Source organism: bacterium, from assembly GCA_031082185.1.
GTDB lineage: Bacteria > Sysuimicrobiota > Sysuimicrobiia > Sysuimicrobiales > Humicultoraceae > VGFA01.
In genome coordinates, this window is record JAVHLI010000007.1 from 43,036 (window position 1) to 54,775 (window position 11,740).

The window sequence follows — 11,740 nt, forward strand, 5'->3', positions numbered from 1 at the left end:
CCCTCCTCTCCCGCAGATCGGCCAGTTACGGAGGGAGCATAACACCTTCATCCGAACCGGGCAACGGCCCGCGGCGGCGATCCAGGTAGGGCTGCAGGATCAATGCCGCCGCCACCGCGTCGCGCTGCCTGCGGCGCTGACGGCCGCCGGCGCCCCCCTCGCGCATGGCCCTGTCCGCGCCCGCGGTCGAGAAGCGCTCGTCCACCTCAACCACCGGTACCCGAAGCGCAGCGCGCAATCGCAGGGCGAAGCGTGCGGCCGATTCTGCCTGGGGGCCTACGGTCCCACCCGCGGTCAGGGGTTTTCCCACAACCACCTCCGCGACCCCGTACGTTTCCACCAGCTTTCGGAGGTAGGCCAGGTCCCCCGACCACCCGGTGCGCTCGCGGACTTCGAGGGGCAGGGCGATACGGCCTAAGGGATCGCTGATCGCGATCCCGAGTCGTCGCTCGCCCGGATCTATTGCCAGAACCCGCGGCCCGTCAGCCCGTCGCACCCAGGCGCCTCACCTCGGCGGCGGCGGATGCCAGGGCCTCGTCGAGCCGCTCCACGTCGCGGCCGGCCGCCTGTGCCAGCTCTGCCTTCCCGCCTCCGGTGCCTCCCATGCGGGCGGCGATCGCGCGGGCCAGAACATCGGCGCGCAGGCCGCGCCCGGCAAGGTCCGGGGTTACCATCACAACCAGGTTGGCCCGGTCGCCGACGGCGCCGGCCAGCACGTAGACCCCGCTGCCCAGGCGGTCGCGCAAACGGTCGCCTGCCGCGCGCAGGGAGTCGTATCCGGCGCCGTCGTCCATGCGGGCGGTCACCACCCGTACGCCTCCGGCGTCGGCCTCCTCATAGCGCACCTCGCCGGCTTCCCCGGCCTGACGTTGTCTCTCGAGGCGCTCTAGGGCGCGCACCTGCTCGCTCAAGCGGCGCACGCGTTCGAGCACCTCCGCGGGCGCGGCACGCAGCACCGTGCCTATCTCCGTCAGAAGCTGCTCGTGGTCGCGCGCGCGCTCGTACGCGCACCACCCGGTCACGGCCTCGATCCGGCGGATGCCCGCCGCCACACCGCTCTCGGCCGTGATGGTAAACAGCCCCACCTCCCCGGTGCTGGTCAGGTGGGTTCCCCCGCAGAGCTCGCGGCTGTACCCATTGACCGACACCACGCGGACGCGCTCGCCGTACTTCTCGCCGAAGAGGGCCTTGGCCCCAAGGTCGCGCGCACGGTCGAGCGTCATCGCATCCGCGCGCACGGGCCTCGCCTCCATCACCATCTCGTTCACCCGGCGCTCCACCCGAACGCGCTCCTGCGGCGTCAGGGCCACCGCGTGGGTGAAATCGAACCGCAGGCGGTCGGGCGCCACCAGCGATCCCGCCTGCTGCGCGTGCTCCCCCAACACCTCCTGGAGCGCCTGGTGCAGCAGGTGGGTCGCGGTGTGGTTGCGCCTTATCGCGTCCCGCCTCTCCCGCTCAACGCCGGCCCGCACGCGCATCCCCTCGCGGACGCGGCCCGAGGTCACACGCCCGGCGTGGCCGGTAATGGCGGGAGTGAGGCGTCGCGCATCGCTGATCTCGACGCGCAGTCCCCTCGCGCTCACAATGCCCGCATCGCTCACCTGGCCCCCGGCCTCGGCGTAGAACGGCGTGCGGTCCAGCACGAGGACGACCTCGTCATCCGTGCCCGCCTCGTCAACCCGCACGCCGTTCCGAATCACCGCCAGCACCCTCGCCGGCGAGTCATACCGGGCATGACCGACGAACGCGGTGGCCGGGAGACCATCCAGCGCGTCGGCTTCCACGCCCGCGGCACCCGTTCCTGACGGCCCCCCTGCCACCTGGCGGCTCCTGAGGCGCTGCTCCTCCATCTCCTGCCGGAAGCCTGCCTCGTCAACGCCGATACCCGCCTCGCCTGCCAGGTCTCGCGTCATCTCCACGGGGAATCCATAGGTGTCGTACAGCCGGAACGCATCCGAACCGGAGATCACACGCCCGCCCCGCGCGCGCGTTGCCTCCACGACCTCGGCCAGCCGCTCCAGGCCTGCCGAGAGCGTCTGGGAGAAGCGGGCCTCCTCCGCCGCAAGGATCTTGAGGATGAACTCGCGCCGCGCGACCAACTCAGGATAGTCCGGCCCCAGGTGCTCGATCACGGCATCGGCGACCTCGCCCATGAACGGCCCCTCGAACCCGATGCGGCGACCGAACCGTATGGCGCGGCGCAGGATCATGCGCAGCACGTAGGCGCGGCCCTCGTTGCCCGGCATCACTCCGTCGGCGACCAGGAACGTCGCGGCCCGGCCGTGGTCGGCAATCACCCGGTACGCGACGACCGCCTCCGCTCGCTGGTCGTCGGAATGCCCAAGCAGGGCCTGAACCCGCCCCATGATCGGCGCGAACAGATCGGTGTCGTAGTTGGTGGCCGCCTGCTGCGCCACGGCGGCGATGCGTTCGATACCCAGTCCGGTGTCCACGCCCGGCCTGGGCAGGGGCGTGCGCGTGCCGTCCGGCGCCTGGTTGTACTGCATGAACACCAGATTCCAGATCTCCAGCCACCGCTGGCAGTCGTTGTCCAGAGCCACGCTGCAGTCCGCCCGGCCGCAGGTGCACCGCTCTGGTCCCCAGTCGTAGTGCAGCTCAGCGGTCGGGCCGCACGGGCCGATCTCGCCCATGGACCAGAAGTTGGTCTTCTCGCCCATGCGCATGATCCGGTCCTCGGGCATGCCGACGGCTCTCCAGTGCGCGAAAGCATCATCGTCATCATTCAGCACCGTGGCAATCAGCCGGTCGGCCGCGATGCCAATCTCCTGCGTTATGAACTCCCAGGCGTAGGCGATCGCCTCGCGCTTGAAGTAATCGCCAAAGCTGAAATTGCCGGCCATGAAGAACAGCGTGTGGTGGCGCGGGCTCGGCCCCACCTGTTCCAGGTCGTTGTGCTTGCCGCTGACGCGCAGGCAGCGCTGTATGGAGGCCGCCCGTACGTACGACCGCTGCTCCAGGCCCAGAAAGACGTCCTTGAACTGGACCATCCCGGCATTGGTGAACAGCAGCGTGGGGTCACCCGCGGGCACGAGCGGAGCACTGGCGACCACCGTGTGGCCGCGGTCCTGGAAGAAGCGCAGAAAGCGGCGGGCAACGGCCATCCCACCGGTGCCGCGCTCGGTTGCCACATCCATAGGCGTCCCCTGAGGGGCTAGCCGAGTCTACCGCGCAGCCTGGGATCCGACAGGTCCCGCAGGCCATCGCCCAGCAGGTTCAATCCCAGCACCGTGATGAGGATCGCAATTCCGGGGAAGATCGTGATCCAGGGCGCGGTCTGCATGAACATCCGACCGGTGGTGATGACCGTCCCCCAGCTCGGTATGTACGGGGGCAGACCCACGCCCAGGAAGCTCAGGGCCGCTTCGGCCAGCACCGATTGCGCGAAGATGAACGTGCCCTGCACGATCACAGGCGGCAGGCAGTTGGGCAGTATGTGGAGGGCGAGGATGCGCGCATCGCTCGCGCCCATGGCCTGGGCCGCCTGGACATAGTCCTGCTCGCGGACGACAAGCGTAATGCTGCGCACGACACGTGCGACGTTGGGGGTGTAGACCACCGCCAACGCGATGATGATATTGGAGATCCGGGCCCCCAGCGCGGCCATCAGCGCGATGGCCAGCAGGGTGGAGGGAAACGCCATAAGCCCGTCCATGATTCTCATGAGGAACCGGTCGAGCCGGTCGGAGTACCCCGCGGCTAGGCCGAGCGTGATCCCAGCTCCCGCGGCGCAGACCACCACGAAGATGCCGACCACCAGCGATATCCGCGCCCCGAAGATCACGCGGCTCAAGATGTCGCGTCCCATGTTGTCGGTCCCAAACGGATGCGCGTCGCTGGGGCCCTGCAGCCGCCGGGGCACCTCAATCTCCTGGGGGTCGTAGGGCGCGAAAACCGGTGCCAGCACGGCGATCACCAAAATGGCCAGCACGATGATCCCGCCGATGAGCGTGGACCTGCTCCGCCGCAGTGTGCGGAAGACAACGGCCCACGTGCCCGCCGGCGGCCGGGACAGGGCTGGAAACGCTCTGGTAGACGCCACTCCTTCGCTCATGGAGACCTCACGCGTACTTGATCCGCGGGTCAAGGTAGACGTAGAGCAGGTCAATCAATAGATTCACCAGCACATAGGTTGAGGCCACGAAGATCAGGACCCCCTGTACGACGGGGTAGTCGCGGCGCATCACCGACGAGATGACCAGACGGCCCACGCCGGGCAGGGCAAAGACCGTCTCGGTCACGATGGATCCGGCGAGGAGACCGCCCAACGCCAGGCCGACCACCGTCAGGGTGGGGATCATCGCGTTGCGGAGCGCATGGTGGTAGATGACGACCTGTTCCAGGTTGCCCTTGGCTCTGGCGGTGCGGATGTAGTCCTGTCCGAGCACCTCCAGCATGCTCGAACGCGTCATGCGCGCGATCAGCGCCGAGGCGCTGAAGCCCAGGGTGAAAGCGGGCAGGACCAGCGACCTGAAGGCGCCGGCGACCGACTGGTCGAGCGGCACGTAGCCCGCCACCGGGAACAGCCCGAGGTAAACCGAGAAGAACAGGATCAGGTTGAGGCCCATCCAGAAGGTGGGCACCGATACTCCAAGCAACGCGATGCCCATCGCGACCTGGTCCACCCAGGTGTTGCGCCGCACCGCCGAGACGACGCCGGCCGGGATCCCGATCGAAACGGCCACGGTGAGGGCCATCAGCGTCAGCACCGCGGTGGGTTCCAGCCGCTCGATTATCGCTTGAAGCACCGGGCGCTGCAGGAAGATCGAGTAGCCCAGGTCGCCCTGCAGAGTGCGGCCGTACCACCGCACGAGCTGAATAATGAGAGGCCGGTCCAGGCCCATGAGGCGCTTGAGGTTTTCCACGTCCTCGGTGGTGGCATCGGGGCCCAACATGACTGAGGCCGGGTCGCCGGGCGTCAGGTAGATTAGGAAGAACCCCACCGTCGCCACTATCATGAGTACCGGCAGGAGCGCGATCAGCCGGCGGAAGATGTATCCGGTCATCGTTGAGTCAAAGTCCTCTGCGAGACCTGTGCGGCCTGCCCGTACCCGGTGGAGGGGGCGCGCGCCCCCTCCACTACGGAACCTGGCACCACGCTACCGTGTCTCAAGCCACGAGTTCCACCACACATGCGTGGGGATGTTGACGTAGCCCTTGAGTTCCTTCCTGTAGAGGTGCAGCACGAAGTAGTCGCCGAACTTGATCGTGCCCGCATCCTCGTACCAGAGCTTCTGCATCCGCTTCCAAAGGTCGTGGCGCACCTTCGGGTCGGAGTGTCGCCGCATCAAGGTCATCATCGCGTTCATGTCGCGATTGTCGTACCAGCCCGGCCACGAGGGCTGCAGCGACAGCAGCAGCACCGGATCGGCGACGAAGCTGAACGCCGTGCTGAACACGTCCCAAAGCTCGGGCCGCGCGCGGCGCGCCACCAGCGTGGCCCAGTCCACAATCTGGAGGTCCACCACGAACCCCGCCCGCTCTAGCATCGGCTTGACCACCTGTCCCGCGGTTCCGTAGGCGACGTACTCCATCGTCGTGACCCAGCGTATGGGCTCGCCCTTGTACCCGGCCTCGGCGAGCAACTGCCGGGCGCGCTCGGTGTTCTTCTGGTTGACGAACTCCTTGCCGGCGTCGGTCCACAGGTAGTGTTCCTTAGGCATCAGCCCTGGGTCTATCCGCCAGAAGCGGGGATTGCCGTAGGCCGCGCGCATAACGGACTCCTGATCCAGCGTGGCCTGGAAGGCCTGGCGGATCTTCTTGTTCCCCATCAGCGGCGACCTGTTGTTGAAGACCGCGGTGAGCCAGCTCGCCGTCTCGGTGATGAAGGGCACGAGATCAGGATCGGTGCGCAGCCGGTCGTACTCGTCGGGCGGGATCGTCTCGGCGAAGTGGTACTCCCCCCGCTTGACGCCGGCGATCCGCACCGCCGCGTCGGGCACGGGGATGACGTAGATCGAGTCGAAGTAGGCGTGCTTGCGACCGGTCGCCCCGTCCGGCTCCTCGGTGCGGGCCGCGTAGCCATCGAACCGGTCGAGCCGGATGTGCCGGTCGGGCAGGTGCTCCACGAACTTGTAGGGACCGGTGCTGATGAATCGCTTGACCGGGCCTGTGCCCGCCTCGTCAATTACCTCTTTGGGGAAGATCACCGCCGACTGTCCGACCCAGCCCAGATCCAGCGGCAGCAGCGCGTACGGATCCCGCAGCTTCATGACCACGGTCATGGGATCGGGGTTGGTGAGCGAGACCACGTTGGCAAACAGCCCCCGGCCCCGCGTTGCGATCCGGCCCCACCGCTCGAGCGACGCCTTGACGTCGTCGCTGGTGAGGTCCTTGCCGTTGTGGAACTTGACTCCTCGCCGCAGGGTGAACGTGTAGGTGAGCCGGTCGGGGCTGAGCGTCCACTTGTCCACCAGCACCGGCTTGGGCTCGAACTTCCGGTTGACGGCAAACAGGCCCTCGTTGACGTGGTTCATGATGTGGCCTGTGATTGCCGCGGTGGTCCAGTGCTGATCCAGCGTAGGCGGCTCCCCGATGTGCGCGATCCGCAACGCACCGCCACGCCGCGGCTGCTGGGCCGCGCTGGGAATCAGGGGAAGAAGAACCAGGGCCAATATGACGGCCAGTGCAACTGCACGACCTGGGAGGAACCTCACGACGGCATTCCCTCCTTAGATTTCATCTGGCGTAGTGTGACACTAGCATATCAGAAACCATCCCACAACACGCCCGCGCCGTCCCGCGTAGGCGCCACGGCCTACTGCGTGCCGGGAGCAACGTCCAACTCGGAAAGCAGCGCCCGCGCTTCCGCCAGGGCGTCCCCGAATACCTCCACCGCATGATCCACCTGGGCATCGGTCGCGATCAGCGGCGGAGCAAACCTGATGACCTCCGGCCGGTTGATCCCATGAAAAGCCAGCACCTGCCGCTGCACCATTCCCGCCAGCACCAGGAAGGCCACGTCGGGGTCGGCGAACTCCGCTCCCACCAGAGCGCCGCGGCCCCGGACATCGGTGGTCATCCCGGGAACGGTCGAGGCAGCCTGGCGCAGCCCGGCCATCAGGCGATTCCCTATCTCCGTGGCGCGAGGCAGCAGCCCTTCCTCCTGGATGACCCGTATCGTTGCGGCGGACGCGGCCCATCCCAGACGGTTGCCGAACGTGGTGGTGTGCATGTAGGGATGCTTCGTCATCGCCCCCCACAGGTGCGGGCGGGCGATGAAAGCCCCCACCGGGGCTATGCCGCCCCCCAGCCCCTTGGACGAAGTGAGGATGTCGGGGACCACATCATCGTGCTCGCATGCCCACATCTTGCCGGTGCGACCCATCCCGGTCTGCACCTCATCGAGGATGAGCAGGGCGCCTGAGCGGTCACAGATCTCGCGCAGCGCCCTCAGGTAGCCGTCCGGCGGCACCACCACTCCGTTCTCGCCCTGGATCGGCTCCACGATCACGGCGCCGGTCTTGGGGGTCACCTTGGCGGCGACCGCCTCGGCATCCCCAAACGGCACATGGACGACGCCGGGTATCAGGGGCTCGAACGGCTTGCGGTACATCTCCCGCCCAGAGACCGACAGGGCGCCCAGCGTCTTGCCGTGAAACGCGCCGATCGTGGCGATGATCTCGGGCCGCCCGGTCGCGGCGCGCGTCAACTTGAGCGCTCCCTCGTTCGCCTCCGCGCCGCTGTTGCAGAAGAACACGTACTGGAGATCGCCCGGCGTGATCTCTGCCAGGAGCGCAGCGAGATGACCCATCGGTTCGTTGGCCATGATCCGCACCGAAAGCGGCATCCGGTCAAGCTCGCGCCGTGCGGCTTCGACCACCTTCGGGTGGCGGTGTCCCACGATGAAAACAGCGGGGCCGCAGGCGAAGTCCAAATACTCGCGGCCGTAGGCGTCTCGGATTATGGCCCCTTGGGCCTCGACCTCCAGCGTCTCTACGCCGAGGAACTTGTACCCCTGGACCCACGAGGGGTTCAAATGGTCGGAGTACTGTTGCAAAACGCGCCGCACGCGCTCGTCCACCTCGCGACTCATCCTTCTGCCTCCCCAGCCGTCGCCAGGCATTCCAGCGCGTTCTGCGCCCGGCGAACAATCTCGCGCGTCTCCTTGTATTTGATCCGCGCCAGCGCCTCGTCGAATGTTACCCACTCCGCGGCCACAAATCCTTCCTCACGCTGGGGCCGGGTTTCCTCCCCCCCGAGGAACTCCAGGAGGAAGTAGTGGACGGTCTTGTCATAGAACGTGTCCTCGGTACGCCAGAAGAACGAGTACCGCTCTCGCCCAAGGTCGCTCACCACGCGCACGTTCGAGAGCCCTACCTCTTCGCGCACCTCGCGCAGCGCCACGGCCTCGGAGGTCTCCCCGGGCTCCATGGTTCCCTTGGGCAGCATCCACTTGCCGGCCTCATGCTGCAGGATCAGGATCCGTACCTCGTCGCCGGCGCGATCGTACACCACGCCGCCGGCGCTCTGGGCACGCTTGATCGGTTTTCGCCGCCTCGATGGAGCCGCCATTCTCCCTCCGTCAACACGAAAGCCCCGGGCCCACACCCGCGCCCGCGCGGTCCGACGCCTAGCACCCCAATGCCTCGCGCACGATGCGCTCAACCGCCCGGCCCTCTGCTCGTCCGGCCACCTGACGCATCACCCGACCCATCACGCGGCCGAACTCCCCGCCGCCGGTTGCACCTGTATCGGCGACGACCTCCGCCACAATCCGACGGAGCTCGGCGTCCTCCAGCGGCGCCGGAAGGTAGCCCAGCAGGATGGCCATCTCCAACTGTTCCTTCGCCACCAGATCGTCCCGCCCACCCCGCGTGAAACCCTCGATCGCCTCGCGGCGGCGGCGGACTTCGCGTTGCATGACCTCGATTACCTCGGGCTCGGTCAGGGGCCGGCGGCGCTCGATCTCGGCGTTCTGCAGCGCCGCCCGCGCCAAGCGGATCGTCGAGGTGCGCAGCGCGTCTCTGGCGCGCATTGCATCCTTGAGGTCCTCCCCGAGGCGTTGCTCGATAGTCACCGGCGTTCCCCGATGGCCTGGGCCAGCCCGGCCGGAGCTAGCGGCGCTTCCGCTTCGCGCTGCGGGCCAGCTTCCGGCGCTTCTTCTGGGCCGGCGTCTCGAAGTGCTCGTGACGCTTGGCATCGGTGAGGATCCCGGATCGCTTCACCTGCCGCTTGAACCGCCGCAGCGCGGCGTCCAGACTCTCGTCCTTCCCCACGCGAATTTCCGCCATCGCCCCATCACCCCTCAAACAGACAGGAAGCAGGCTCCTCCACCCTGCGCTTGAGGAACCTGCCGTCCTAAACCGGTGCGGCCGCCACTTCCAACCGCCGCCTCAACGATCGTGGCAGGTCTTACGACGAGCGTATTATACATCAGCCCGAAATGGGGTGTCAAAAGCCCGGCTTGCGCGCGCCGGCGCCCAGGGTAGACTGGATGGGGTGTCAGACCTGGAGGTGCGGCATGGTTGATGTGGTGATCCTGAGCGCGGTGCGAACTCCCATCGGACGGTTCATGGGAGGCCTGGCGACGATACCGGCCACGCGGCTGGGCGGCCTGGTGGTAACCGAGGCGCTGCGGCGCGCCGGCGTGCCGGCCGATGCGGTCAGCGAGGTAATCATGGGCAACGTACTGAGCGCCGGCCTGGGTCAGGCCCCGGCGCGCCAGGCCGTGCTGGCGGCCGGGTTGCCGAACTCGGTCCCGGCCACCATGGTCAACAAGATGTGCGGATCCGGGCTCAAGGCGGTGATGATGGGCTGCCAGGCAATCCAGGCCGGGGACGCAGAGATCGTGGTCGCCGGCGGGATGGAGAACATGAGCGCGGCCCCACACCTGGCCGAGCGCGTGCGCAGCGGGTACCGTCTTGGAGATGGCGTTCTGGTGGACGTCATTCTCCGCGACGGGCTGCACGACGCCTACGGCCACGGGCACATGGGAAACTGCGCCGAGATCCTGGCCCGCACCCGCGGGATCACGCGCGAGGAGCAGGACGCGTTTGCGGCGGAGAGCTACCGCCGCACGATTGCGGCAATGGACGCAGGGGAGTTCGGCGCTGAGATCCTGCCGGTCCATCCCGACAGCGGCGCGCCGACGGTGGCCGAGGACGAAGAACCCCGCCGGGTGAACTACGCCAAGATCCCAACCCTGAAGCCCGCCTTCCAGGTGGACGGTACCGTGACCGCCGCCAACGCGAGCTCGATAAGCGACGGCGCCGCCGCGGTTGTGCTGGCATCGTCCGAGGACGCCCGCCGGATGGGCCGGACGCCGCTGGCCAGGATCGCCGGGCAGGCCGTGGCGGCAATGGCGCCGGAGTGGTTCACCATCGCGCCCGCCGAGGCCGTCAGGCGTCTGCTGGCCAGGGTGGGATGGACCGCGCAAGATGTGGATCTCTTCGAAATCAACGAGGCGTTTGCCGCGGTCGTGATCGGTGTGAGCCGCGAGCTGGAAATCGGAACCGAACGGGTCAACGTCCGCGGCGGAGCCGTGGCAATGGGCCACCCTATCGGCGCGAGCGGCGCGCGGATCCTCACGACGCTTCTGCACGCGATGGCCGCGCGCGGGGCACGACGCGGAGTTGCCGCGGCCTGCCTGGCCGGCGGTGAAGCGGTGGCGCTGGCAGTCGAGAGGACCGCCGGGGTGACTGATTGACGGCCGCCGGGGGCATACCTATAATGAATCCCCGCCTCAAACGAGGGCGGTGCCGCACGGTCGGGTCGTACCAAGAACGCGCCGCGCGACCATGACCCAAGAGCGGTATGCCTCTCTGAGGGCGGGAAATCGGTGCGGCCGTGCCGGCCGGAGGAGACGGGGCAGCGCCTCGGCTCACCTGGCGACGGCCGCGCCGGCTTTGTGCGGCGGCTACTCGGCGGGTTTGGGTCGGGCATAACGAAAAGACTCGGCGGTCCGCCTGGCAGGAATCCGCAGCCGTTCGCTGACCTGCACCGTCACTTGGATCCCCACAGAGCGCAGCCCTTCCACGAACCCACCGCGGATGGCCAGGGCTGCCTGCAGCGCGGCCGGATCCCCAATGGCCTCGATGCGGTACGGCGGGGCAACGGCGGTGGACCCTACCTGCAAGGCGCCGCCGGCCAGCCGGATGCTGGTCGTGGCCAAGATGCGGACCCCGTTGATGGCCATGGCCTCGGCACCCGCGGACCAAAGCTCGTTGGCCACACCCGAGAGATCCTGTGCCTCCACGGCGGACGGCAGGACGCCGCCCTTCCCAGGGGCCCCGCCCCGCGCCACGACGCGCACCCCAGGACCCTCCACCGGGACCAGGCCCAGCACCAACCTGTAACGGGCCAGATCCCTCGCCATGGCCTCTGACAGGCCGCGGCCCTCGATGACAGCGGCCTCGTAGTCACGCGCCCGCCGCCTCAGCGCGTCCACCTCGGCCTCCAGCAGTCTGCGCGCATCCTCCTGTTGCCTAACAAGGACGGCCAGTTCCGCAAGGCGCCAGGAAGGCAGCGCCCCTGCCTGGCGGATGGGCTGTCGGGTCCTCATCTGCGCCACGACCATGAAGCCGACGACGACCAGGAACAATGCCACGGCGCCTTGCCACCGACTGATGGAAAGCATGTGGCGGGTGCGGCGCAACATACCGTCAGTATAGCACCCGATACCCCGGCTACCCCCTGCTGGAGAGCACGCTCAACGCCTTGGAACGTCGAAAAACCGCGAAAGCCGGAGAAATCGGGACTTTCATGGAGATAATGAGAGCCA

Annotated in this window: 11 protein-coding genes; 1 reads left to right on the plus strand and 10 read right to left on the minus strand. The window is 67.8% G+C overall.

Annotated features, from left to right (window positions below; genetic code table 11):
- Positions 1 to 25 precede the first annotated feature (25 nt).
- The 9 genes from ruvX to rpsU all read right to left on the minus strand — a co-directional run bounded on the left by ruvX (position 26) and on the right by rpsU (position 9,251).
- Positions 26 to 496 carry a Holliday junction resolvase RuvX gene (gene ruvX, locus RDU83_08225; protein MDQ7840998.1) on the minus strand — a complete coding sequence of 157 codons (471 nt, stop codon included), beginning with the start codon at positions 494 to 496 and terminating at the stop codon, positions 26 to 28.
- Positions 483 to 3,155, minus strand: coding sequence for an alanine--tRNA ligase (gene alaS, locus RDU83_08230; protein ID MDQ7840999.1), 2,673 nt, complete (start codon positions 3,153 to 3,155; stop codon positions 483 to 485). The genes ruvX and alaS overlap by 14 nt, the downstream gene beginning before the upstream one ends.
- Before the next feature lie 17 nt (positions 3,156 to 3,172).
- Positions 3,173 to 4,072: an ABC transporter permease gene (locus RDU83_08235; GenBank protein MDQ7841000.1), complete on the minus strand. Its 900-nt coding sequence runs from the start codon at positions 4,070 to 4,072 to the stop codon at positions 3,173 to 3,175.
- Positions 4,073 to 4,079: 7 nt separating this feature from the next.
- Positions 4,080 to 5,024, minus strand: a complete 945-nt coding sequence (locus RDU83_08240; protein ID MDQ7841001.1) for an ABC transporter permease — start codon at positions 5,022 to 5,024, stop codon at positions 4,080 to 4,082.
- A gap of 93 nt (positions 5,025 to 5,117) precedes the next feature.
- A complete protein-coding gene (locus RDU83_08245; GenBank protein ID MDQ7841002.1) occupies positions 5,118 to 6,674 on the minus strand; it encodes an ABC transporter substrate-binding protein in 1,557 nt (518 codons plus the stop codon).
- A 101-nt stretch (positions 6,675 to 6,775) separates the two neighbouring features.
- Positions 6,776 to 8,053 carry an aspartate aminotransferase family protein gene (locus tag RDU83_08250; protein ID MDQ7841003.1) on the minus strand — a complete coding sequence of 426 codons (1,278 nt, stop codon included), beginning with the start codon at positions 8,051 to 8,053 and terminating at the stop codon, positions 6,776 to 6,778.
- Positions 8,050 to 8,532 (minus strand): NUDIX hydrolase, encoded by a 483-nt coding sequence (locus RDU83_08255; GenBank protein MDQ7841004.1) that lies wholly within the window; start codon positions 8,530 to 8,532, stop codon positions 8,050 to 8,052. Before RDU83_08255 ends, RDU83_08250 begins: the two co-directional genes overlap by 4 nt.
- A gap of 58 nt (positions 8,533 to 8,590) precedes the next feature.
- Positions 8,591 to 9,037, minus strand: a complete 447-nt coding sequence (locus RDU83_08260; protein ID MDQ7841005.1) for a GatB/YqeY domain-containing protein — start codon at positions 9,035 to 9,037, stop codon at positions 8,591 to 8,593.
- 37 nt (positions 9,038 to 9,074) lie between these two features.
- On the minus strand, positions 9,075 to 9,251 hold the full coding sequence (gene rpsU, locus RDU83_08265; GenBank protein MDQ7841006.1) for a 30S ribosomal protein S21: 177 nt from the start codon (positions 9,249 to 9,251) through the stop codon (positions 9,075 to 9,077).
- Positions 9,252 to 9,481: 230 nt separating this feature from the next.
- Here rpsU and RDU83_08270 point away from each other — a divergent pair, with 230 nt between their 5' ends.
- On the plus strand, positions 9,482 to 10,666 hold the full coding sequence (locus tag RDU83_08270) for a thiolase family protein (protein MDQ7841007.1): 1,185 nt from the start codon (positions 9,482 to 9,484) through the stop codon (positions 10,664 to 10,666).
- A 210-nt stretch (positions 10,667 to 10,876) separates the two neighbouring features.
- Here RDU83_08270 and RDU83_08275 read toward each other — a convergent pair whose 3' ends face one another.
- Positions 10,877 to 11,566 (minus strand): DUF881 domain-containing protein, encoded by a 690-nt coding sequence (locus tag RDU83_08275; GenBank protein MDQ7841008.1) that lies wholly within the window; start codon positions 11,564 to 11,566, stop codon positions 10,877 to 10,879.
- Positions 11,567 to 11,740: the final 174 nt, after the last annotated feature.

Excerpts from the sequence above, each read along its gene's own strand:
- alaS (MDQ7840999.1), bottom strand. The coding sequence starts at position 3,155 with ATGGATGTGGCAACCGAGCGCGGCACCGGTGGGATGGCCGTTGCCCGC.
- RDU83_08250 (MDQ7841003.1), bottom strand. The coding sequence starts at position 8,053 with ATGAGTCGCGAGGTGGACGAGCGCGTGCGGCGCGTTTTGCAACAGTAC.
- RDU83_08240 (MDQ7841001.1), bottom strand. The coding sequence starts at position 5,024 with ATGACCGGATACATCTTCCGCCGGCTGATCGCGCTCCTGCCGGTACTC.
- RDU83_08270 (MDQ7841007.1), top strand. The coding sequence starts at position 9,482 with ATGGTTGATGTGGTGATCCTGAGCGCGGTGCGAACTCCCATCGGACGG.
- RDU83_08235 (MDQ7841000.1), bottom strand. The coding sequence starts at position 4,072 with ATGAGCGAAGGAGTGGCGTCTACCAGAGCGTTTCCAGCCCTGTCCCGG.
- rpsU (MDQ7841006.1), bottom strand. The coding sequence starts at position 9,251 with ATGGCGGAAATTCGCGTGGGGAAGGACGAGAGTCTGGACGCCGCGCTG.
- RDU83_08255 (MDQ7841004.1), bottom strand. The coding sequence starts at position 8,532 with ATGGCGGCTCCATCGAGGCGGCGAAAACCGATCAAGCGTGCCCAGAGC.